At 39.9% G+C, this 23,107-nt stretch carries 17 protein-coding genes, 1 tRNA gene and 1 other annotated feature; of the genes, 15 read left to right on the top strand and 3 right to left on the bottom strand.

The annotated features are described in order from the left end of the window. Positions 1–63: 63 nt before the first annotated feature. The 3 genes from yihA to rpoD all read left to right on the top strand — a co-directional run bounded on the left by yihA (position 64) and on the right by rpoD (position 3,827). Complete coding sequence (yihA, locus tag ACFW0C_RS05490) at positions 64–669, top strand: ribosome biogenesis GTP-binding protein YihA/YsxC (protein ID WP_378106073.1); 606 nt, start codon at positions 64–66, stop codon at positions 667–669. Between the two features lie 79 nt (positions 670–748). Then, the gene (gene dnaG, locus ACFW0C_RS05485) at positions 749–2,665 is read left to right on the top strand and encodes a DNA primase (RefSeq protein ID WP_378106071.1); all 1,917 of its coding nucleotides are present in this window, start codon (positions 749–751) and stop codon (positions 2,663–2,665) included. A 37-nt stretch (positions 2,666–2,702) separates the two neighbouring features. Further along, positions 2,703–3,827 carry an RNA polymerase sigma factor RpoD gene (gene rpoD / locus ACFW0C_RS05480; protein WP_326133432.1) on the top strand — a complete coding sequence of 375 codons (1,125 nt, stop codon included), beginning with the start codon at positions 2,703–2,705 and terminating at the stop codon, positions 3,825–3,827. A 215-nt stretch (positions 3,828–4,042) separates the two neighbouring features. Here rpoD and ACFW0C_RS05475 read toward each other — a convergent pair whose 3' ends face one another. Further along, a complete protein-coding gene (locus tag ACFW0C_RS05475) occupies positions 4,043–4,261 on the bottom strand; it encodes a hypothetical protein (protein WP_378106069.1) in 219 nt (72 codons plus the stop codon). A 600-nt stretch (positions 4,262–4,861) separates the two neighbouring features. Here ACFW0C_RS05475 and carB point away from each other — a divergent pair. The 9 genes from carB to ACFW0C_RS05430 all read left to right on the top strand — a co-directional run bounded on the left by carB (position 4,862) and on the right by ACFW0C_RS05430 (position 18,444). Further along, on the top strand, positions 4,862–8,041 hold the full coding sequence (gene carB / locus ACFW0C_RS05470; protein WP_378106067.1) for a carbamoyl-phosphate synthase large subunit: 3,180 nt from the start codon (positions 4,862–4,864) through the stop codon (positions 8,039–8,041). 106 nt (positions 8,042–8,147) lie between these two features. Then, positions 8,148–8,369: a binding site (T-box leader), on the top strand. A 338-nt stretch (positions 8,370–8,707) separates the two neighbouring features. Further along, a complete protein-coding gene (gene argB / locus ACFW0C_RS05465; RefSeq protein ID WP_378106065.1) occupies positions 8,708–9,571 on the top strand; it encodes an acetylglutamate kinase in 864 nt (287 codons plus the stop codon). Positions 9,572–9,586: 15 nt separating this feature from the next. Then, the gene (gene argF, locus ACFW0C_RS05460; RefSeq protein WP_378106063.1) at positions 9,587–10,612 is read left to right on the top strand and encodes an ornithine carbamoyltransferase; all 1,026 of its coding nucleotides are present in this window, start codon (positions 9,587–9,589) and stop codon (positions 10,610–10,612) included. Beyond that, positions 10,613–11,653: an N-acetyl-gamma-glutamyl-phosphate reductase gene (argC, locus tag ACFW0C_RS05455; RefSeq protein WP_378106062.1), complete on the top strand. Its 1,041-nt coding sequence runs from the start codon at positions 10,613–10,615 to the stop codon at positions 11,651–11,653. Positions 11,654–11,678: 25 nt separating this feature from the next. After that, the gene (gene argJ / locus ACFW0C_RS05450) at positions 11,679–12,950 is read left to right on the top strand and encodes a bifunctional glutamate N-acetyltransferase/amino-acid acetyltransferase ArgJ (RefSeq protein WP_378106059.1); all 1,272 of its coding nucleotides are present in this window, start codon (positions 11,679–11,681) and stop codon (positions 12,948–12,950) included. Between the two features lie 9 nt (positions 12,951–12,959). Then, positions 12,960–14,159, top strand: a complete 1,200-nt coding sequence (locus ACFW0C_RS05445) for an acetylornithine transaminase (protein ID WP_378106056.1) — start codon at positions 12,960–12,962, stop codon at positions 14,157–14,159. 438 nt (positions 14,160–14,597) lie between these two features. Further along, positions 14,598–16,139: an ATP-binding cassette domain-containing protein gene (locus tag ACFW0C_RS05440; protein WP_378106055.1), complete on the top strand. Its 1,542-nt coding sequence runs from the start codon at positions 14,598–14,600 to the stop codon at positions 16,137–16,139. 101 nt (positions 16,140–16,240) lie between these two features. Next, positions 16,241–17,341, top strand: a complete 1,101-nt coding sequence (locus tag ACFW0C_RS05435; RefSeq protein WP_378106054.1) for an FUSC family protein — start codon at positions 16,241–16,243, stop codon at positions 17,339–17,341. Between the two features lie 197 nt (positions 17,342–17,538). Then, complete coding sequence (locus ACFW0C_RS05430; protein WP_378106053.1) at positions 17,539–18,444, top strand: hypothetical protein; 906 nt, start codon at positions 17,539–17,541, stop codon at positions 18,442–18,444. 527 nt (positions 18,445–18,971) lie between these two features. On the opposite strand, the gene ACFW0C_RS05425 is transcribed toward ACFW0C_RS05430, so the two are convergent. After that, positions 18,972–19,523, bottom strand: a complete 552-nt coding sequence (locus ACFW0C_RS05425) for a DUF924 family protein (protein ID WP_378106050.1) — start codon at positions 19,521–19,523, stop codon at positions 18,972–18,974. Between the two features lie 496 nt (positions 19,524–20,019). Next, a tRNA-Thr gene (locus ACFW0C_RS05420) sits at positions 20,020–20,092 on the bottom strand. A 164-nt stretch (positions 20,093–20,256) separates the two neighbouring features. On the opposite strand from ACFW0C_RS05420, the gene ACFW0C_RS05415 reads away from it, so the two are divergent. The 3 genes from ACFW0C_RS05415 to pepT are packed head-to-tail and all read left to right on the top strand — an operon-like array spanning position 20,257 to position 23,059. Further along, the gene (locus tag ACFW0C_RS05415; RefSeq protein WP_378106048.1) at positions 20,257–20,961 is read left to right on the top strand and encodes a tRNA (adenine(22)-N(1))-methyltransferase; all 705 of its coding nucleotides are present in this window, start codon (positions 20,257–20,259) and stop codon (positions 20,959–20,961) included. Positions 20,962–20,973: 12 nt separating this feature from the next. After that, positions 20,974–21,789, top strand: a complete 816-nt coding sequence (locus ACFW0C_RS05410; RefSeq protein ID WP_378106047.1) for a Nif3-like dinuclear metal center hexameric protein — start codon at positions 20,974–20,976, stop codon at positions 21,787–21,789. A 13-nt stretch (positions 21,790–21,802) separates the two neighbouring features. Further along, the gene (gene pepT, locus ACFW0C_RS05405) at positions 21,803–23,059 is read left to right on the top strand and encodes a peptidase T (protein ID WP_378106044.1); all 1,257 of its coding nucleotides are present in this window, start codon (positions 21,803–21,805) and stop codon (positions 23,057–23,059) included. The last annotated feature ends 48 nt before the right edge of the window (positions 23,060–23,107 follow it).

Genomic DNA, 23,107 nt, shown 5'->3' with positions numbered 1-23,107 from the left:
ATTAAATACAATGGGAAAGACTAGAATGAGTCTTTCCTTTTTGCGTCAGAAAGGGGATTTTTCATGGACGTACATAACGTTGAGTTTCTGATATCTGCCGTAAGGCCAGAACAGTATCCAGCACCCATTATTCCGGAAATCGCGCTAGCAGGTCGGTCAAATGTTGGGAAAAGTTCTTTCATCAATACAATGATCAACCGTAAAAAACTGGCTAGAACTTCTAGTAAACCAGGTAAAACACAACAATTAAACTATTATCAAATTGAAGATTTATTCTACTTTGTGGATGTGCCAGGTTACGGTTATGCCAGAGTTAGTAAGACGGAAAAAGCTAAATGGGGCGAGATGTTAGAAACCTATTTTGCGACCCGTGAAAATCTAGCATTGGCCCTATTGATTGTTGACTTCCGTCATAAACCAACAAAAGATGATATTCAAATGAAAGAGTTTATGGATTACCATGGTGTACCTTATTTTGTCATAGCAACAAAAACGGACAAAATTAAGAAGAGTCAATGGAATAAGCACTTAAGTGATATTTATAAAACATTAGAATTAGAATCAATCGATCAGATCTTACCTTTCTCTGCTGAAACAAAGGATGGCCGCGATGAAGCTTGGGAAGTTATTCAAGCTGTTTTGGATGGTGAATTTGAGGTGGAAGAGTAGGCTGCAGACATTCGTAAAGAATATAGCCATATCGATTGCATTTTGATTTGATTTCCGCTATATTTATTGTGAGTTTTTGTTGGCAAAAGTAGGTGATCAATTGGCGAATTTTATCCCAGAGGAAATTATTAATGAAGTTAAGAACAATGTAAATATCCTTGATGTAACCAGTCAATTTGTTGACTTACAAAAGAGGGGACGTAACTATTTTGGTTATTGTCCATTTCATGAAGAACGTACGCCTTCGTTCACAGTAAATGAAGAAAAACAGATTTTTCACTGTTTCTCATGTGGTCGGGGGGGTAATGTTTTTCGTTTTATGGAAGAAATTGAAGGCTATTCCTTCCCCCAAGCTGTCCAAAAGGTAGCGGAAGCTGGGAATGTTTCGATATCATTCGATTGGTCAGCTTTAAATGATGGCCAACAAACAAGCAATTATTCAAGTGCGCAAAATCGACTTATCCATATCCATGAAGAATTAAGACAATTTTACAATTATTTATTGATGAATACGGAAAATGGGCATCAGGGACTAACCTATCTATATGATCGTGGTTTAAGCAAAGAAAAACTTGATGCCTACCAAATTGGAATCGCCCCTGAAGATGGGCGCTTAGCTGCACAACATCTGTTAAACAAAGAATTTACCACTGAAGAATTGCAACTTTCTGGTATATTTGTAGGCGACCAAGACCGGTTAAAAGATAGATTTGCTGGTCGTGTGATGTTTCCACTGCGAAACCCGCAAGGGAAGACTGTTGGTTTTTCAGGGCGAATCTTGCCTGGGTCTAAACATTATGAAAACCATCCTGATGCAGCCAAGTACTTGAATAGTCCTGAGACAGAAATATTCGAGAAAAATACTTTCTTGTTTAACTTGGATTTAGCTCAAAATGAAGCCCGAAGAGCCAAAGAGCTCGTTTTATTTGAAGGTTTTATGGACGTCATAGCCTCACACAATGAAGGTGTAGGCAACGGAGTGGCCTCTATGGGCACTAGTTTAACGAGCAACCAAATTAAGGCTATTGAACGAACAAGTAAACAGGTCTTAATTGCCTATGACGGAGATAAACCTGGTCAAAAGGCGACCCTTCGAGCAATTAACTTGATACAGGATCAAAGTAGTCGTTTGAAGCTTAATGTGCTAGCCTTTGAGCAAAACTTAGATCCTGATGAATTTATTCAAAAGTATGGTGGCGAGCGGTATGTCAATTTTGTCTTGAACAAAAGGTTGAGTCCGATTCATTTCATGAGAAATTATTACCGGCAGAAATTTTCTCTTGAGACTGATAACGGCAAAATCCAATTCATTAATGTGATGCTGGAAGCTATTGCTAAAATTCAACAAGCCATCGATCGGGATATCTATGTAGGAGAAATTGCTGAAGATACAGGTGTTTCTAAAGATACCTTATTACAACAGTTAGAGAGCTATAGTCCTAAAAATCAGTCACACCAATCCTACCAAGCTGATGATCACGGCAACCAGCAGTCTTTTCCAGCAAATAACACTCTTCAACTAGGTATTCCTGCTGCAACAAGCAAGAAAAAGTCTCAACTTGAAAAAAGCGAATTGCTATTACTATACCGTTTACTCTATAATAGTGAAACATGGTTACTCATAGCGAATAGGGATTTTCATTTTCAGTCTAGTGAAGTTGAAACGGTCTTTATGTTATTGTCTGACTATCGAGAAAATAATCAAAATATGGACGGTGAGCTTGACCCTGGAGATTTCTTACAAGCCTTGTCAGGTGCAGAAGAACAGCGTCTTGTCGCTGAAGTGATGAATATGGAAGTAGCACCAGATATAGGTGAGGGCGAAGTTGAAGATCTAATTTATAACATCCAGATTAAAGGTAACATCGAACAAAAAATGCAATCTTTAGACGACGAAATTACTTATGCAAAATCGGTAGACGACTTTGCACAGATTGGCATTTTGATAAAACAAAAAATAGATTTGCTAAAGCAAATAAAAAGTCGTGGTAATTAAACTATTTCAATTTTAATTTATGTAAGGAGCGAATTGAATGGCAAAGAAAAAAGTGGACGGCGTAACACTTAACCAAGCTACAAAACAATTAATTGCTGAGAAAAAAATTCTTGGTACAATTCAATATACTGATTTAAGCGATAAAATCGCACAACCTTTTGCCTTAGATGATAAAGGTATGGATAGCTTGATTGAGAAATTCGAAGATCAAGGTATTGCCGTTGTTGACGAGAATGGCGAACCAACAATGCGTCAAATGGATAAAGAGGCCGACAAAGAAGCTGAAAAAGTGAAGAAAGAGGAAATAGATCCTACTTCTGTAGCTTCTGACGTTAAAATTAACGACCCCGTTAGAATGTACTTGAAAGAGATCGGACGCGTAGAATTACTAACTGCAGACGAAGAGGTTTCTTTAGCACAACGTATTGAGCAAGGTGACCCAGTAGCTAAGCAAGAATTAGCTGAAGCCAATTTACGTTTGGTTGTATCGATTGCTAAACGTTATGTAGGACGCGGAATGTCATTCTTAGATTTAATTCAAGAAGGTAACATGGGTCTAATGAAAGCTGTTGAGAAATTTGACTACCATAAAGGGTTTAAATTCTCTACTTACGCTACTTGGTGGATTCGTCAAGCCATTACGCGTGCAATTGCTGACCAAGCGCGTACTATCCGTATTCCAGTACATATGGTTGAAACGATTAATAAATTAGTACGTATCCAACGTCAATTATTGCAAGATTTAGGACGCGAACCAACTCCAGAAGAAATTGGGGCTGAAATGGATTTACCAACTGAAAAAGTACGTGATATTCTAAAAATTGCGCAAGAGCCAGTATCATTGGAAACACCTATTGGTGAGGAAGATGACTCTCACTTAGGTGATTTTATTGAAGACCACGATGCAACTAGTCCTGCTGACTACACTTCTGCAGAATTGTTAAAAGAACAATTAAACGAGGTATTAGATACTTTAACAGACCGTGAAGAAAATGTTTTACGTTTACGTTTCGGTCTAGAAGATGGTCAATCGAAAACATTGGAACAAGTTGGTCAACAATTTGGCGTTACCCGGGAGCGTATTCGTCAAATCGAGGCGAAAGCATTGAGAAAATTACGCCATCCATCTCGTTCAAAACAATTAAAAGACTTTTTAGAATAAGCATTAACTTTAAAAAAAGCAGCCAATTGGCTGCTTTTTTTTATGGCCGAAATTTCTCAACAATGAATCCTCGCAATTCAACTGCCATTTAACGATGCACTTATCTCTTAACATTCCATATCCTGGAGATCAATCTGTTGCTTTAAAGGGAACGATAACTTTGATCGCGACTTTTTTAAATTAGCGAAGTAAGTTTGGAGGTGGTCAAGATCATCTTACATAATAGCGACCGATACATCATTAAAGTCAGGCTGGTTTTCGCTTGGAAATTCATATGAGCTTAACAATCGTTGGCTACTTGTTTCTAGGATACCATGCATCAGATAATGGTGAAAGGCTATCGGTAACTGAACGGGATTTTCAGGATCTACCATTGAACCATATTCAACTGGGGCTAATATCTTGCCGTCAAGTTTTTCTTGATAATAGATCATTGCGTCTTTTGCTTGTCTTTAAAAAATAGTAAGGGATAATGTCCATGATTTCTGTTCTTTGATTGTGCCTGTGTGCACTTATTTTAGCAAATTCTGCCAAGCAGAAGAATAAATTTAAAACCTAAATCTTACAGCTTAAAAAAAGTAAGTGACGAAATGGACTAGAATAAGTACAATAAAGACAAATATTGTACCTTTTTGTATTTTTAAAAAGGTTTTTAGAAATGATTTATTTTTGACTGCATATATAGAAACATATGGGTTTTCGCTAAAATTTATTGGGTAAAGATGAGAAAAATATGATTTAATTTTTATTTTTTGTTTGACCTAACATTCAACATACCGTAAAGTACGTCAAAGGAAAAAATACTTTACAAATGAAATCACTAGGACTAAAGCCAAGCTTGTTATTAAGTATTAGGCTGTTGGTAACGGTGAGAAAGTGAAAGGGTAAGTATTTTAATTTTAATAAAGCCAATCGGAACCGATGTTTTTAATAAAATCCCGCAGATCTCAGGCATTTTGCTTGAATTTGGGGTGTTTAAAGAAATTGGTGGATTTGGTGTGCAATCGATAGGTCATTAGAAAAGGGGAAAAATTATGCCAAAGAGAACAGATATTAACAAAATTCTAGTTATCGGATCTGGTCCCATTGTTATCGGACAAGCAGCCGAATTTGACTATGCTGGTACTCAAGCTTGTTTTGCATTAAAAGAGGAAGGATACGAAGTTGTCCTAATTAATTCGAATCCAGCGACAATAATGACTGATCGCAAGATGGCTGATAAGATTTATATCGAACCAATTACTGAAGAAATGGTTTCTAAAATTTTATACGAAGAAAAACCAGATGCAATTTTACCATCGCTTGGTGGTCAAACAGGCTTAAACATGGCTTTGACTTTAGATGCTTCAGGTATTTTAGAAGAATTAGATATTGAGTTAATTGGTACCAACCTTAAAGCCATTGACCAAGCAGAAGACCGTGAATTATTTAAAAACTTGATGACTTCCATCGGCCAACCTGTTCCAGATTCGACAATTGTTCACACTGTTGATGAAGCGGTTGATTTTGCCAATGAAATTGGTTACCCAATTATTGTAAGACCAGCCTTTACCATGGGTGGTTCTGGTGGTGGTATCTGTGAAGACCAAGCATCACTTGAAAAAATCGTTAAAAATGGTTTGATTCTATCGCCAGTAACCCAATGTTTAATTGAGAAATCAATTGCTGGTTACCAAGAAATCGAATACGAAGTCATGAGAGACGGAGCGGGCGTTGCAAAAGTCATCACTTCGATGGAAAACTTCGACCCAGTTGGAGTACACACGGGTGATTCAATTGTGTTTGCCCCTAATCAATCACTTGATCAAGCACAAAATGACTTGCTAGCAGACGTAGCCATTAAAATTATTCAGGCCTTAGAAATTGAAGGTGGCTGTAATGTACAACTTGCCTTAAAACCTGATACACAGGAATACTACATCATTGAGGTAAATCCTCGTGTGTCTCGTTCATCAGCCCTAGCTTCAAAAGCGACAGGTTTCCCCATTGCCAGAGTGGCAGCTAAAATTGCAGTAGGTTATCGCTTTGACGAATTATACAACCCTTACACTGAAACAACTTTTTCCGAATATGATCCAAAAAATATTACTTACACTGTTGCTAAAGTACCACGTTGGTCAAGCGACAAGTTCAAAAATGCAGATAGAAGCTTAACGACGCAAATGAAGGCAACTGGTGAGGTGATGTCACTAGGTCAATCGATTGAAGAAGCCTTGTTGAAATCAATCCAATCGCTAGATAACGGCCACCCACACTTATTTGATGGGGAAGCTGCTAAAGCGTCAGACGAGAAAATTTTAAAAGAAATTGTCGAAGTGAAAGATGACCGTATCTTCTACCTGGCAGAAGCGATTCGTCGCGGAATGACTGTAGAAGAAGCTGAAGACCATACAAAAATCCGCCCATTATTCCTACAAGCCATTAAACATATCGTGGATATTGAAGTGGCGCTTAAAGATCAGCCACTAGATAAAGATGTGGTGGCAGAAGCGAAATTAAATGGTTTTGATGATGAAACAATTGCACAACTTGCCAAAGTAACCGTTAATGAAGTGAAATCCTTTAGAGATGAACATGGGCTTGTACCTAATTTTCTCCCTGTGACCATCTGGGGTATGGGTGACTATGGTGAAGCAGGCTACTACTTCACTTCTTATGCTGGTGAAAACAAAGTTCATACAGATACTGATAAAGAATCTGTCTTAGTATTAGGTTCTGGCCCAATCAGAATCGGTCAAGGGATTGAATTTGACTACGCTACCGTTCACTGTGTGAAAGCCTTGCAAAAAGCTGGTTACGAAGCCTTAATTATCAACTCAAACCCTGAAACAGTATCAACTGACTTCTCAATCTCTGACAAGTTATTCTTTGAACCAGTTACTTTTGAAAATGTGATGGCTATTATTGAACGGGAGCAACCAATCGGTGTCATGATTCAATTCGGTGGTCAAACAGCCATCAATTTGGCCAATGACTTGAAAGAAGCTGGTATCCAAATTCTTGGAACGTCGGTAGAAGACATGAACCGAGCTGAAGATAGAAAATTATTCGAGCAAGCGTTAACCCAATTAAATATTGCCCAACCAGAAGGCGCTACAGCCTTAACCTTAGAAGAAGCCCTAGCTATTCCAGAAAAAATTGGTGGCTACCCAGTACTTGTTAGACCATCATTCGTCTTAGGGGGTAGAGGGATGGAAGTGGTTTATGACGAAGAAAACTTAACCACTTACATGAAGGACGCCCTAGTTGAAAGCAATAAATTAAAACAAGAAGCGCCGATCCTGATTGACCACTACGTACAAGGGATTGAAGTTGAAGTGGACGCCATTTGCGACGGCACGGATGTCTTTATCCCAGGTATCATGGAACATATCGAAGCAGCGGGTGTTCATTCAGGTGACTCGATGGCTGTTTTCCCGACACAAAGATTATCACAAAGTGTCATTGACCAAATTATCGATGAAACTATCAAAATTGGAAATGGCTTAGGCACAATCGGGATGGTGAACATTCAGTTCATCGTTGAAAATGACAAAGTATTTATCATCGAAGTGAATCCTAGAGCTAGCCGTACAGTGCCATTCTTATCAAAAGTAACGGATATCGAGGTCGCGCAAATTGCTACAAACGTGATCATGGGGACTAGCTTACAAGCGCAAGGCTTTACTAGCGGGGTATTTGACTATACTGACGACCAAGTCCACGTGAAAGCACCAGTCTTCTCATTCACTAAATTAAATGGTGTTGATCCAGCGGTTAGTCCAGAAATGAAATCAACTGGTGAGGTGATGGGGTCAGGTAAAACATACGCTATTGCCCTACAAAGAGCCTTTGAAGGAGCCAACATTCAAGCAACTGACGAGGGTGCGATTGTCTTCAACTTGTTTAAAGCAGATTTAGGGGAAATCGAAGCGGAATTGACCAAGTTGCATCAGGCAGGTTACCCATTAGCAATCTACATCAATGATGCAGATGAAAAGCTTGAATCAGATAACTATACAGTCTTCTCAAATACAGATGAGTTAAACCAATACATCACTGAAAACGATGTGCAATTAGTGGTGGATACAACAGGTAATGTGCCAGGGTATGAAAACGGGTTGGCGACTAGATTGACTGCCATCAGCCAATTGGTGTCATTGTTTACCCACCTAGATACCTTTAAAGCCTACACAAAAGTTTTAGACGAAAAAGCGGTTTCTGCTAAGGTTTAATGAATTTTGTGCAAGACAGTGATGCAAAAAATATATCACTAACTTAAAAAAATTCTTATAAAACATTTGACTTTATCATTATTTCCTAATAAAATAACAGAAATATTAAAGATCAAGTATGAAGAGAGTAAGTGGTGATTGGATTCACAGCGAGTTAGGATAGAGTGGAAGCCTAATATGACGACATCACTGAACCGCACTTCATAGATAAATTGGTGAAAGCAAGTAGCCAGTTTCGCTGATGCAGCGTTAACAAAATCGAGTGAATTCAATTGTTTGTCAATTTGAGTTAACTAGAGTGGTACCACGGATAAGCCTCGTCTCTATGTTCTATTTGAACATGGAACGGGGCTTTTTTATATATAAATGAATCGTAGATAAAGAAAGTAAATTGGGGCATATGTCAAGCGAAGTAGTGATAGTGTGAGACTACTGATATCAACCAATTGAACCGCGCTTTATAGATTTCTTGTTAGGTAAAAAAACTGAACAAGGACGTGGTGTCCACGTTAGGATGAGAGATAGTCATTTTCCAAGGACTTGTATGCAAAGAATTTGTGTTCAATGAATTAGGAAAGTGATTAAGTAGAGTGGTACCGCGGTTTAACGCCTCTATGTTTGCGAAATGCAGATGTAGGGGTGTTTTTTGATGAATGGAGGAGAAAAGTGATAGAAATTAGCAAGCAAGATATTGAGAAGGCAAATATTTTAATAGACTCATTGGCTTATATTAAGGATTTTCACCAGAAAATTGTGGTGATTAAGTACGGGGGGCATGCCATGATTTCTGAGGAAATGCGTCACCGGGTGATTTCAGATATCGCTTGGCTGTCATACGTTGGGATGAAGCCAATTATCGTACATGGTGGTGGACCAGAAATTAACCGGATGCTTGAGCTGCAAGGGGTTGAACCTCAGTTTATTAATGGTTTGCGGGTGACTTCAAGTGACGTCATGCGGACAGTGGAGATGGTATTAACTGGATCGATCTCACCTAATTTAACAACTATGTTGAATGAAGAGGGCGTTTCCTCAGTGTCTGTTTCCGGTAAAGACAATAAAATTATGGAAGCTGTGAAAAAGGATGAGTCGCTTGGTTTAGTTGGCCAGGTAACCAATGTCAACACCGACTACCTAGGCCAAATGTTAGATGATAATTTGCTGCCAGTGATTTCACCCATCGCTTATGGACCCAAAGGTGAAAGTTTGAACATCAATTCGGATGAAGCGGCCGCTGCTATTGCCTCAGCTTTAAAGGCTGAAAAAATGATTTATCTAACCGATATTAACGGCATCTATGAAGATCCGGCTGACCCAAAAACTTTATATTCGGTTATGTCCGCTGACCAAATCCAAGAAGCTATTGAAAGCAAAATCATTACTGGTGGTATGATCCCTAAAGTGGAAAATTGCCTAGACGCCATCCAGTCGGGCGTCCGTTCTTGCCAGATTATCGACGGCACCATTCCCCACGCTATGATCTTAGAATTATTTACCAAAAATGGCATCGGCACCATGATTACAGCTTAAAAAGGTGGTTTATACATGAACTTACAAAATAAAAACTTTTTAAAATTACTGGATTATACCAGTGAAGAAATTGAATTCCTAATCGACTTCGCCTTGCATTTGAAAAAATTAAAAAAAGCCAATATTCCACACGAATATTTAAAAGGGCAAAATATTGCCCTATTATTTGAAAAATCTTCCACTCGGACCCGTGCAGCTTTTACCGTGGCAGTCAACGATCTAGGCGGGCACCCTGAATACCTTGGGGCCAACGACATCCAACTCGGTAAGAAAGAATCTGTTATCGATACTGCAAAAGTCCTTGGCGCAATGTTTGATGGCATCGAATACCGCGGTTTTGACCAGGAAGCAGTTGAATTGTTAGGCGTCCATGCTGGCGTACCAGTTTGGAACGGATTGACCGATACCTGGCATCCAACCCAAATGATCGCGGACTTTATGACGATTAAAGAGATTTTTGGTTCTTTAAAAGGGCACCACTTGGTCTATCTAGGTGACGGGCGTAATAATATGGCCAACTCTTTAATGATTGCAGGTGCCAAGTTGGGCGTTGACATCACCATTGCGACAAGCCCACAATTACACCCTGAACAAGATATTCTTGAAGCCGCTCAAGATATTGCCAAAACAACAAATACCAAAATCACCGTAACAAACGACCCAATTCAAGCTGTGAAAACAGCCAACATTATATACACAGATGTCTGGGTTTCAATGGGTGAGGAGGCGACCTTTGAAGACCGGATCAAGCAATTAATGCCATTCCAAGTCAACAAGCAATTGATAGACCAAGTTGAAACAGCGAATTTTATTTTCCTACATTGCTTACCTGCCTTCCATGATGCAGAAACTGCTTACGGCCAGCAAGTCTTAGACCAATACGGCTACCAAGAAATGGAAGTGACAGATGAAGTCTTTCAGGCCGATTACGCCAAGCAATTCTTACAAGCAGAAAATCGCTTGCACTCAATTAAAGCCATCATGGCGGCAACAAATGGCAACTTATTCTGGCCAAACAATAAAGACAAAGGAGGCGATTAGGTGATTAAAGTAGGGATTATCGGGGCAACTGGCTATACAGGCGAGGAATTAATCCGCTTGTTGGTGACCCGTCCAGATATTGAATTAACCATTTTAACTTCAAGAAATGAAGTGGGAACAAAGGTTCAGGACTATTATCCTCATTTCAAGGGCTTAATCGACCAATCCTTTGTGGCTTATGATCCAAACCAAATTTTCGACAAAGTGGATGTCCTTTTCTTAGGTCTGCCACACGGGGTATCCATGGGAATCGCTAAAGCAGCGCAAGGACATCAGGTTAAAGTGATTGATTTAGGGGCGGACTTTAGACTGAAAGACAAGCAAATCTACCAACAATATTATGGCATCCCACAAACAGAGCCTGAGCTACTTGAACAAGCGGTTTATGGTTTACCTGAACTTTACGCAGATGACATTCAAAAGGCAGATTTAATCGCTAATCCTGGCTGTTTTGTGACCTGCAGTTTGCTCGGCTTATTGCCAGTAATCGACCAAGAGTTCATTCGAACAGATTCAATAATTATTGATGCCAAAACAGGTGTCTCTGGGGCAGGCCGGTCTGCCAAGGTAGCCAACTTACTGACTGAGTTAGGTAATAACTTTTATGCTTACAATCCTATGGCACACCGCCATATACCTGAAATCGAACAGATTTTAAACAATGTCGCCAAAAACCCCGTTACAATACAATTCACTCCGCATTTGTTGCCAACCGAACGGGGCATTCATGCCACTATTTACCTGGACTTAACAGCTGAGATTACTGAAGACCAAGTTCGTCAAATCTACCAAGATTACTACCAAGATAAGTATTTTATTCAAATTTTAGGTCAAGACCAATTGCCACAAATTAAAGCGGTACGGGCTAGCAATTTTGCCCATATCCAAGTCAAAGTCGATCAAAGAACCAACCGATTAGTCATTTTTGCCGTTATAGACAACCTAGTAAAAGGGGCAGCTGGTCAAGCCATCCAAAATATGAACCTAATGTTAGGCCTAGACCAAGCGACTGGGCTTACCCAAGTCCCAATCTTCCCATAACCATTAATGAAAGGAGTTCGATTACATGTCACAAAGTCAATTAACGACCACAATAAGTAATGAAAATGCTGAACCACATCCCTTAGCTAGTCAGGCCATTTCTGGAGGCCTTTGCGCTATTGAAAATGTCTGGGTGTCTGGTGTACATTCTGGTTTCAAACACCGTAATAAAGATTTAGCCCTGATTTATTTTCCAAAAGGGGCCACTATGGCAGGGGTATTTACAAAAAATGCCATCCAATCGCATCATATCAAATATGATAAAAAACGCTTGAATGAACAGGCCACCTTTAAAGCCATTATGATTAACTCAGGAAATGCCAACACCTTTAACGGACCAAAAGGAGATACCGATGTTCAAATCATGGCTAACACACTAGCTAGCAAGCTAAAGATTCAACCAGATGAAGTCCTGATTTGTTCTACGGGTGTTATTGGTGTACCAATGGACCTGGGTAATTTCGACGACCAAGTGGACACATTAGCCCATAATCTGACGGATGGTGATTCGATTCAAGCGGCTGAAGCCATTATGACTACGGATACCAAAATTAAACAAGCTGCTATTGCCTTTGAAATCGAAGGGCAGCCCGTTCACCTAGCAGCCATTGCCAAGGGGTCAGGTATGATCCACCCGAATATGGGCACCATGTTGTCTTATGTGGTAACTGATTTGGACCTTGGCCAAGAGACCTTACAGCAATTACTGAAAGAGTCTGTCAACCAATCTTTCAATAAGATTTCAGTTGATGGGGATACTAGTCCCAACGATACCGTCCTTCTTGCATCTACCAATAAGGTCTCAGTTAAGCCAACTAAACAGCACATACTCATTTTTCAGGAGAAATTAACGGAAATCTGTCAAATGATGGCTCAGGAAATTGTGGCCGACGGAGAAGGGGCAACAAAATTTGTCACTGTAGCTGTTAAAGGGGCGTCAGATCAAGCAGACGCTGAAGGCATTGCCAAACAGGTGGCGACATCATCCCTTGTGAAAACAGCAATTTTCGGGCAAGACGCTAACTGGGGCCGGGTACTTTCAGCCATCGGACAAGCCCAACCTGATTACTTAGATCCGGCGAAAATTCAGATCAGTTTTATTTCTGAAAAGGGAGAGATTTTAACCTGCAAGAATGGTCAGGGGCTAGTATTTGATGAAGATTTAGCCTATGAAATCCTATCTGAAACAGAAATCACAATTGCCATCGACTTGGGTATTGGCAAGAGCCAGACAGCCGTTTGGACCTGCGATATGACTGAAGATTACATCAAAATTAACGCCGACTACCGGAGTTAGGAGGAGCATATGACGACACAAAATCTCAATACGCAAGAATTGATTACATTAGGACAAGAAGTGACCATGCACACCTTTAATCGCCAAGAAACAGTATTGGTGAAAGGCCAAGGTCCCTATGTGGAAGACCTTGATGGGCAAAAGTACATCGATTTCATTTCTGGGATTGCCTGTAATGTATTAGGGCACGCCGACCAAGGATTCGTCGAATACATTTCTAAGCAGGCAGGCAATTTGATTCATGTGTCTAACCTTTTCTGGAATGAAAATGGGATTAAACTAGCCGAAAAATTAAGCCAAGCTTCAAATCTGGATAAGACTTTCTTCGCCAATTCTGGGACTGAAGCCAATGAAGCAGCTATTAAACTGGCCCGTAAATGGGGGACTGAAAGCAAGGGACCCGATGCCTACGAAATTATTTCCATGAACCAATCTTTCCACGGCCGGACCTTAGCCAGCTTAACGGCGACCGGCCAAGAAGACATGCACACCGCCTTTAAACCCTTGCCAGTCGGCTTTAAATATGTGGATTTTAATGACGTTGACGCTATAAAAAAGGCTGTTAACAAGAATACTTGCGCCATTTTGCTTGAGGTCATCCAAGGAGAGGGTGGGGTCAATGCCATTACGCCTGAATTCATGTCTGCCATCAACACACTGCAAAAACAAGAGAATGTCCTAGTGATTGTAGATGAGATTCAAACAGGAATTGGTCGGACAGGAACTATGTTCGCCTTTCAACAAACAACCTTAGATCCGGATATCATCACCCTAGCTAAAGGGTTAGGTGGGGGCTTACCAATCGGTGCTGTAGTGGCAAAGGCCCAGGTGGCCGACCACTTTAAACCAGGAGACCACGGCACTACATTTGGTGGTAATCCATTAGCTACAGCAGCGGGCAATTATATCTTGTCAGCCATTGACAACCAACAACTATTGAAAAATGTGAAGGTGATATCTGCTTATATCAAGGATCAAGTGCAATCCTGGCAGTCACCTATAATTGAAGAAGTTCGTGGTCAAGGGTTTTTGATTGGCTTGAAAGTCACTAAGCCAGTAGCCCAAGTGATTGCGGCAGCAGCAGACCAAGGTTTGCTAGTGACTTCAGCTAAGGATAACGTCATCCGTTTACTACCCCCATTAAATGTCACAAAAGATGTGGTAGATCAAGCTTTAGCTAAGTTGAAAACGGCTCTTGAGAGTGAGTAAGGCTAGCAGTTATCTATAAGAATGTCCTTCTAAATGATATCTTATAGGTTGACATACCCTCAATATCCTGGTAAATTGCTTTTATAACATAACAATTTCAAAGAAAGGTCAGGTATTCAGTCCAATGAAGTTATAATCCTACTTTATTTAAAATAGTGAGCGAGAAAAAACACTGATAATAGTGTTGGTTTAACCTCGGCTATTTTGGTAGGATAAAAAACTTTGGGCGGATACTAGCAACCTTTCTTTTTTGTTTGCATTTTTAACATTGAAAAAGGTTTAACGGAAAGTGCAAGCGGGCCTATATCTAGGGTATACAATAGACCTAGATTGAGTTGGCATCGTCATTTTCCAAGTATCCATGTTCAACATTTGTCCTACTACAGAACAAGCTAGTAGGGCATTTTTTGTGCCCAAAATAATAAAGGAGGCACATCTATGTTACAAATTAAACACTTAACCATGACGCAAGCTAGCACTGTATTCACCATGATTGACGACTTATCATTTGTGGTAAACGCTGGTGATAAGGTCGCAATTATTGGCGAAGAGGGCAACGGGAAATCGTCGATTCTAAAATATATTGTCGGGGATGAAAGTATTCAATCTTATCTTGAAATTACTGGACAAATGATCAATCATTTTACTAAGTTGGCTTATTTACCTCAAGCGATGGCAAATGAGGACCTAGCAGAGTCGTTGGAAGATTATTTCTTCAAGGGTCGGGATTACGCAGATGTGGATTATCAATTGCTCTATCAACTGGGTAACCGGCTAAACTTTGATGTGGAACGGATTTATGACCAACAAATAGTGGGAGACCTGTCTGGGGGCGAGCGAATTAAGTTACAGTTGATTGACTTGCTGATGGATGAGCCGGATTTGTTGTTAATGGATGAACCGTCTAATGATCTAGATGTCGAAACCAGTCTCTGGCTTGAAAAGTTTATTCAGCAAAGTGACTTGGCTATCATTTATATCTCCCATGACGAGTTGTTGCTTAAACGAACCGCCACCCATATCCTCCATGTAGAAAGATTGACCAACAAGTCGACTGCCCGCTCAACATTTGTAAAGGCCAGCTACGAAGATTACCTGACCCACCGTAATCAAGAAATGACCAATCAGGAGAATTTAGCCAACAAGCAGCGGGAAGAAGACCAAAACCGGATGGCCAAGTTTAACCGCGTGCATGATTCAGTAGACCACCAATTGAACAATACCAAGGATTCTACTGCAGGGCGACTTCTTGCCAAAAAGATGAAAGCTGTCCAATCTATGGACAAACGATTTGAACGCGAAAGAGCCAAATTTGTGGACTATCCGATTAAAGAATCGCCTATTCATATTGAATTTTCAAACGTGAACCCTTTATCCAAGAGCCAAGTGGTCGTGCACTTAGACGACGGTCAAATAACCATTGATGACCGCATTTTAGCCGACAATCTGCAACTGACTGTCAAAGGTCAAGATAAAATCGGTATTATTGGCCCTAATGGTACTGGCAAAACGACTTTCCTTCGTCAACTTTGGTGTGATTTAAAAGAGTCAAAGGGTCTTCAAGTGGGTTACATGCCCCAACAATATAGCGAGGAAATTCATGATGCCCAAAGCCCAATCGAATTTATGACGACCACTGGGGACAAGGAAGAAAGAACGCAAATCATGACTTGTTTGGGTAGTCTACGATTTATACCTGAAGAAATGGACCAACCAATTGCTTACTTATCTGGTGGGCAAAAGGGGAAAATTATCCTAGCCAGTTTGGACCTTAAAGGCTACAATGTCTTACTCTTAGATGAACCGACTAGGAATTTCTCAGCTTCTTCTCAACAAGAAATCCGTACGGTTTTCAATGATTATCCTGGTGCTATCATCACCGTTTCCCATGACCGACAGTTTTTAAAATCAGTGTGTGACACAGTCTATGAATTAAGGTCTGACGGTTTTAAAATCGTTGATCTTGTCAATCAATGGTAAAAAATGAAAATGTAGTGAAATCTTTCATGGTATAATGGAAGGGCAACCGGATGCTGGCTGATATAAAAAAGGCAGGTCCGGTATTTTTTGGAGGAAACTACATGCGTTCATTTATTAAACAAACATTATTATTAAAACCCTCGCCAAATGATCATTTAGAACGAGTATTAGTCGCTGGTTTTTGTACCTTGATTGTCAATTTAACCGGTTATTTATTGGATATGCCTGGGATAAATGCCACATCTAGCTTAGGTTTATTTACTTTCTTACATTTTCAATCTTTTGAAGGTAGTCGGACGATTAAACGGATGGTTTTTGTGGCCATGACCTTAATGGTGGCTTATACAGTCGGCTTAATCATCGGGCAAATTCCTTTAATTGCCCCCATAGCAATCGGCCTAGTAGCCTTTTTTGCCAGACTGATCTACCGGATTTACCGGATCGATAAGCCAGGAGATATTTTCGTTATTTTAGTGATGGCTGCAGCTGCTACACGAGATATACCACTCAATCAAATGCCTGTGCAATTGCTTGAATTTAACTACGGGATTGTGGTTTCCCTAATCATGGCCTATATATTAGTGAAATATCTGCATTTACCTAAACAAACCTTTACCTTCACCTTCCATTTAAAAGAGGCTATTCGACAAGATCCACGGATGGTGGTTGATTCTTTCTATTATGCAGCCGTCTTATTCTTCGCGTCTTATATGAATATTGTGCTCGATCTGAGTCCTTATTCATGGATTATCGTGTCCTGTTCAGCCATCCTTCAAGGGAACACACTGGAAATTATTTTAAATAGAAGTTTCCAAAGAGTTTTTGGGACCATAGCCGGTCTGGCAACAGCTGCTTTAATCATTATTATCCCAATCCCGCATATTGTACGGATCGGTGCAGTAGTTATTTTATACTTATTGGCTGAGTACTTTATCCCGCGCAATTATTCAATGGGGATTTTCTTCGTGACCAATATGGTTTTGATTCAATTAACTTTTCAGAATCCAAATCTTGGCTTTGACTATCTCAGCTACCGATTTGAAGGTATTGTCATTGGGACCTTGATTGGTTTATTGGCCGCTTACTTGCAATACCACCTTTATAAGTTTTATAGCCAGTCTATGATTCAAGATAGGACCTATGATTATAAAGAGAAAATGGCCGAAGAGGTTAATCACCACGATTATCACCTATTTGAATAGCCATCTACCCTGAATAGTGTCCTTTTTCGGATAATATTCAGGGTATTTTTTGTATTTAAAATTATTGATTTTTGTACTTTATTCAATTTAAATTAGTGGACTACAGGTCATCCTTGGATTATGGGGGAATTTTGACTTAAAATATATATACAGAAATAACTGCAGGTAGGAAGATCGATGGAAAGAGGTTCACTTTTATGAAATTTTCTAAAAGCATGCTGTTATTTGTCTCAGTCATCGCCTTATCAGGATGTGGCATGTTCGGACAAGACACCGCATCTAGCGATACAGAGACGTCTAACGAGTCAGAAAGTGTCTCATCGGAAACAAGCAGGCAATCATCAGAAAGTACTTCTAGTGAGTCTAGTGATGAAACGGAAAATGAATCCGAGTCTTCAACAGAGGAATCATCGGAAGACACTAATTCAGAAGAAGCATCATCAGACGAAAATCAAACGTCGGATGACAATAGCGTGGCGGCTATCATTGAAGCCATTCAAGCTGACGTGGCCAGTGACTATGTCGACTATATTCCTACTGATATCCCACTGCCAGAAGGGATAACGGTATTCCCAACAGCCTACACAAGTGAAACAGATCAGGGGATTAAAATTGACTTCTATGGCATCGAAGAACAAGTGCCGTACGGGGACGAACGTTTAGCTAACGGAGAATTTGATGATGTCAAAATAGCTTCCATTACGATCGACAACTACGATAGTGGTGAAGCAGCAGCCGAACAGATTTCGCAAAATAACTATGCAGAAATCGGCGGGGAAACAGTAGATTTGGGTTACGGCATCACCGGTTATATGGACGCTGGTGCAGGACAAATCCATACTTCATGGAACGAAGGGCACTGGGATTTTTCTACCCAAGCACAGAACGACGGCAGCGATGATGGGTTAACACTAGCATCAACTGTGGTTCAGTATTTAGAAGAAAACTTATTAACCGCGCCAGAAGACTATGGTATGGGTCGATTCTCAGTATCCAATCCAGAAACCAATTACCTAAGTATCCAAAAAGGGAATAAAGTTATTACTATTAGCGGGAATACCAATCCTTTCGAACTCACAGACTTTGCCACCTATATTAAGTAAGTATTTTTAATAACATCTTATCAATAAGGTCAAAAATTTGAATAAATGTCTATAGGAAAAAGACGCAAGAACTTGCTGGCTGGGAGGCCGACAAAGGTATTGCGTCTTTGTTTATTGTTAGCGATGAATTAATATTCAATGTCTAATTGGTTTAACCAAGATTTCAAAGTGGCTACACTGTCTAAGAATCCTTGTTTTTGGTCTTCGCCAGGTACAAATTGAATGAGGTAATGATGTTTTTTTGGGACTCTTTTTCAATGGTTTGGAAGTATTGTAACCATTCATCATGCCCATCATCTAATGGATAACGGTTGTAGAAGTCTTGTTGTCAATGAAAGACATGAAGGTTGGTAATCCAAGGTGCTAAATTTGATAAGCTTTCGATTTGTTCTTCAATCGTTAGAGATTGTGACGGCTTCCCTGGCTAAATCGACATTGTATTCGATGGAATCCTCTCTAAATTTGACAATACATCATCCAATCATGTAAAAACCGACTATGTAGTTTGCTTCTGCTTGGATCATTGTTTAAAACGAAGAATTTTCTTGGGTCAGGAATTCAGCTTCTTCAGCGGTAGTCTCACGGCCTAGCACCTCATTGCGGTGAGGATACCGACCGAACCTGTCGATGATATTCTTGTGAAGCTTCTCGTAGTGTAAATTATTTTCGTTACCAATTTCTTGAAAAATGGCTAAGGACCATTTGTGGATGACTTTAGATTCAGAATGCATAAATGGCATAACTGCGAAGATTTTTTCCTGCTCATTAAATTGGTCATTAAAAGCTGGCTGGTCATACAATTCTTGCGATAAGGCGAGAGCCATTTTATCTTGGGAAAATGATTTGGCAGATCCACGCCAAAGGTTGCGGGAAAATTGGTCTAGGATGATAATCTCCGCTAAGCGTCCATGAGGATCATCACGCCACCGCCAAAGTTCATTATTAGCGGCCGCCGTCCACGTATCCAGAAATTGGGCACGGATTGCGGCATCAAAGTGGTCGTCTTTTGCGAACAACAAGTCTGCATTTTCAGCTGCAAACCAGAAATCGAGCACTTGTTGAAAATCTACAATTGTCATAAAATACCTCCGTTCACATAATCAATAGTCATACGCGATGTTTGAAATATCACTAAACTGTTGAACATTCAACAATAGTATATAATAAAAAGTATTAAAAATCACAGAAAGCACAATCTATTTAGAGGGAAAAACTTCTAAAATTACAAATAAATAGTATTAACTTCAATGAATGTCTAGATATTGAGTTAAATTAAAGAATAAATAACAAGGGTAGATTCAAAAGTTCTTCGGTGATTTTTATAAGGAGTCGTACAATGACTTTTAAAGTAAAAGTTGACCATGCTTTATTTAAAGTGACCATGAATTATTGGAAGACCAAGTGATGAAATATTGGATGATGATTTCGGTGCAACAGATGATAAACTATACCAACTTTATTTTTCTAATAGCTACAAATGGTTAAGTAAATAGCGAAAAAAATAGTATTGGCAGGGACTGAATTGACGTCCGAACAACACTATATTTAATTTTTATTCATATATCAATATCTATATGCCGAATGCAAGAATCGAACTTGTGACCCCCTCATTACGAATGAGATGCTCTACCAACTGAGCTAATTCGGCGAAAAGTACTAAACTTCCTTTTCTAAAACATTGAATATTTTACGCCTAATGTTTTTTATTGTAAAGTGAAAATTATCTTATTATTTTGCGAAGCAAATCCCTAAAAAATACCTGAATCTTTGTTATAATTGTTCTGTATTGAAAACGAGTGGAGAAGATAAATTATGAATGTAAATCACTTATCAGACCGACTAGCATCGGTCGCATCTTTTGTGAAAGATGGCGCGCGACTGGCAGATATTGGGTCAGACCACGCATACTTACCAACGAATTTGGCCAGTCAAGATAAAATCACTAGTGCGATTGCGGGTGAGGTTGTAGCAGGTCCTTTCCAGTCTGCCCAACAAGAAATTGCCCGTCAGGAATTAGGTCATATGGTTGAAGCGCGACTTGGCGACGGGTTAGCTGTTATTCAACCAGCAGACCAAATTGACACCATTACCATTTGTGGAATGGGTGGGGCTTTAATCGTGGATATTTTAACGCAAGGTTTAATCGACGGCAAATTAGCGACTAATCCACGTCTGATTCTGCAACCAAATGTGGCAGAAGACAAGGTCCGTCAATGGTTAAACAAGCATTCTTATGAGATCGTTGATGAAGCGATGATTGCTGAAAATGGCAAGTTCTATGAAGTGATTGTGGCGGATTATCGTGACAATCTACAACAGGAATTAACGAATGATGATATTTTATTTGGCTTATTCAACAAAGAAAAATATGCAGCCATTTTCCAAGAAAAATGGCAATTAGAATTGAAACGGACAAACTATGTATTAGACCAACTTGAACAAGCCAATAATCGCGATGAAAACAAGATCGCTCGCTATAAAGAATTGAAGGCAGCGATACAAGCACAATTAGCTTAAGGAGGCATTGATTTGTCACTCACAATTAAAGAATTTATCCAGCAATTCCAAAATTTTGCACCAGAATCTTATGCCGTTGAAGGAGACCCAACTGGCTTACATTTTGGCCGTCTCGATCAAGAGATTCACAAGATTTTAGTGACCTTAGATATTCGCCCTGAAGTGGTTGAAGAAGCTAAGGCAATTGGGGCGGATTTTATTTTTGCCCATCATCCACCCATTTTTAAACCGGTGAAACGCCTAACAGAAGATGATCCACAACAAGCGATGTATGCGGAAATTATTCGTTCAGGTATTGGGGTATATGCAGCACATACCAATTTGGACGCTGCGCCAGAGGGGATGAATGACTGGTTATCTGATTTATATGAGATCCAAAATGTAGAATTATTGCGAGCGCATACGACGGATGAAACGACTGGCCAAGCGATTGGTATTGGACGCATTGGTGATTTAGCCGAACCGATGACCCTTGAATTTTTTGGTGAATTTGTGAAAACAAAAACGGGCGTTAATGGCTTAAGAATGGTCGTTGCTGATGGCAATAGACCAGTTAAACGGGTGGCTGTCCTGGGTGGTGATGGGGGATCTTACTTTGAAGACGCACTAGCTAAGGGGGCGGACACCTTTATCACCGGCGATGTTTACTACCATACCGGCCACGACATGATTGCAGCAGGCTTAAATGTGATTGACCCAGGCCACCATTTTGAATCAATCGTGAAATCCAAGATGACAGACAAGTTTATACAATGGAATGATGAAAATAATTGGCAGGTTGATGTAGTTATTAGCCAATTAAACACCGATCCATTTACATTTATATAGGAGGAAAGACTAAATGACTTACCAAATTAAAGACCAAGAATTATTAAACCGTTTTATAACTTATGCAAAAGAAAATACACGTTCAAACGAGGCGAATGCGGACCAAGTACCGTCATCACCAAACCAAGTAGCTTTTGCTAAAAAATTAGCCAAAGAATTAACGACGTTAGGTTTTTCAGATGTTTTCTACAATGAAAAAGACTCTTTCGTTACAGCGACAATTCCTGCAACAGATGACAGCAAAGACTACCCAACAATCGGATTCTTTGCCCATGTAGATACGGCTGATTTTAATGCTGAAAACATCAGCCCACAAATCATTGAAAACTATGATGGTTCAGTAATTCCTTTAGGTGACTCTGGGTACGAATTGAATCCTGCTGAGTTTGATTCTTTAAACAAATATGTCGGTCAAACTTTGATTACTACCGATGGGACAACTTTACTTGGTGCAGATGACAAGGCAGGTATTGCTGAAATCGTTACTGCTGGTAAATACCTAATCGACAATCCATCTATTAAACATGGAGAAGTGAAAGTGGCTTTTGGTCCGGATGAAGAAATTGGTGTTGGGGCTGACCGTTTTGATGTTGACCGTTTTGCGGCCGACTTTGCCTACACTATGGATGGTGGCCCACTAGGTGAATTGGAATTTGAAACATTCAATGCTGCTTCTGCCGTGGTTGAAGTAGCAGGTAAGAACATTCACCCAGGTTCAGCAAAAGATTTAATGATCAATGCCTTACAAGTGGCTATTGATATCCATAACCAATTACCAGAAAATGAACGTCCTGAAAATACAGAAGGGCGTGAAGGTTTCTTTCATTTAATGGGTATGGAAGGGAATGTAGAAGGTGCTAGAGCAACTTACATTATCCGGGACCATGACCGTCAACAGTTCGAAAACCGTAAGGCTTTAATCCAAGAAGCTGCGGCTAAGCTGAACGCCTTCTATGGTAGTGACATTGCCACAGTGACTTTAAATGACCAATACTACAACATGGGTGAAATCATTGAAAAAGATATGCGTCCAGTAACTTTAGCTGAAAATGCATTTGCTGCTGTTGGTATCCAACCTGATATTATTGCAGTTCGTGGTGGTACTGATGGTTCTAAATTGACTTACATGGGACTACCAACACCAAACTTATTTGCGGGTGGGGAAAACATGCACGGTCGTTTTGAATATGTCAGCCTGCAAACGATGGTGAAAGCAACTGAAGTTATTCTTGCCATCATTGAGGACGCTGGCGACTACAACCAGCTATAAATGTCAAACTAAATAAAAGAAGGTAGATATATTTACCGCAAACAAAGA

Origin of the sequence: Aerococcus sp. NPDC058936 (assembly GCF_042741995.1) — a bacterium.
In the GTDB taxonomy this organism is placed as follows: Bacteria; Bacillota; Bacilli; order Lactobacillales; family Aerococcaceae; genus Aerococcus.
This window is presented reverse-complemented; position numbering and strand designations above follow the sequence as displayed.

Coding starts and splice junctions, on each gene's coding strand:
- yihA (WP_378106073.1), top strand. CDS start 64: ATGGACGTACATAACGTTGAGTTTCTGATATCTGCCGTAAGGCCAGAA.
- ACFW0C_RS05430 (WP_378106053.1), top strand. CDS start 17,539: ATGAAATTTTCTAAAAGCATGCTGTTATTTGTCTCAGTCATCGCCTTA.
- argJ (WP_378106059.1), top strand. CDS start 11,679: ATGTCACAAAGTCAATTAACGACCACAATAAGTAATGAAAATGCTGAA.
- ACFW0C_RS05475 (WP_378106069.1), bottom strand. CDS start 4,261: ATGATCTATTATCAAGAAAAACTTGACGGCAAGATATTAGCCCCAGTT.
- ACFW0C_RS05435 (WP_378106054.1), top strand. CDS start 16,241: ATGCGTTCATTTATTAAACAAACATTATTATTAAAACCCTCGCCAAAT.
- pepT (WP_378106044.1), top strand. CDS start 21,803: ATGACTTACCAAATTAAAGACCAAGAATTATTAAACCGTTTTATAACT.
- ACFW0C_RS05440 (WP_378106055.1), top strand. CDS start 14,598: ATGTTACAAATTAAACACTTAACCATGACGCAAGCTAGCACTGTATTC.
- ACFW0C_RS05415 (WP_378106048.1), top strand. CDS start 20,257: ATGAATGTAAATCACTTATCAGACCGACTAGCATCGGTCGCATCTTTT.
- rpoD (WP_326133432.1), top strand. CDS start 2,703: ATGGCAAAGAAAAAAGTGGACGGCGTAACACTTAACCAAGCTACAAAA.
- argF (WP_378106063.1), top strand. CDS start 9,587: ATGAACTTACAAAATAAAAACTTTTTAAAATTACTGGATTATACCAGT.
- ACFW0C_RS05425 (WP_378106050.1), bottom strand. CDS start 19,523: ATGACAATTGTAGATTTTCAACAAGTGCTCGATTTCTGGTTTGCAGCT.
- carB (WP_378106067.1), top strand. CDS start 4,862: ATGCCAAAGAGAACAGATATTAACAAAATTCTAGTTATCGGATCTGGT.
- ACFW0C_RS05445 (WP_378106056.1), top strand. CDS start 12,960: ATGACGACACAAAATCTCAATACGCAAGAATTGATTACATTAGGACAA.